This window comes from Vibrio sp. 10N.222.48.A3 (assembly GCF_041475345.1).
Classification (GTDB): Bacteria; Pseudomonadota; Gammaproteobacteria; order Enterobacterales; family Vibrionaceae; genus Vibrio; species Vibrio tasmaniensis_A.
The window spans coordinates 1-202 of the sequence record NZ_JBFRVX010001224.1 but is presented as its reverse complement, the minus strand read 5'-3'; the positions used below and the strand labels follow the sequence as shown (position 1 = coordinate 202).

Genomic DNA, 202 nt, shown 5'->3' with positions numbered 1-202 from the left:
GTTTTCATTCGGTGCGAATGTGTAAGTACCGTCGCCGTTATCAACCAAAGTACCGCTATCTGAAGCCACATTTTCAACCGATAGGTTATCGCCATCAATGTCGCCCGCATTTTGCAGCAGTTGCTCTTCTGTGAAGGTAAAGCTGGTGTCTTCTTGAGTCACAAATTGTGGCTCACCGACTGTTGGCAAGTCATTAACTGGG

Annotated in this window: 1 protein-coding gene; it reads right to left on the bottom strand. The window is 47.0% G+C overall.

Annotation, left to right across the window (positions count from 1 at the left end):
• On the bottom strand, positions 1–202 hold a 202-nt coding region (locus AB4653_RS25200; RefSeq protein WP_372105593.1), incomplete at both ends, for a cadherin-like domain-containing protein.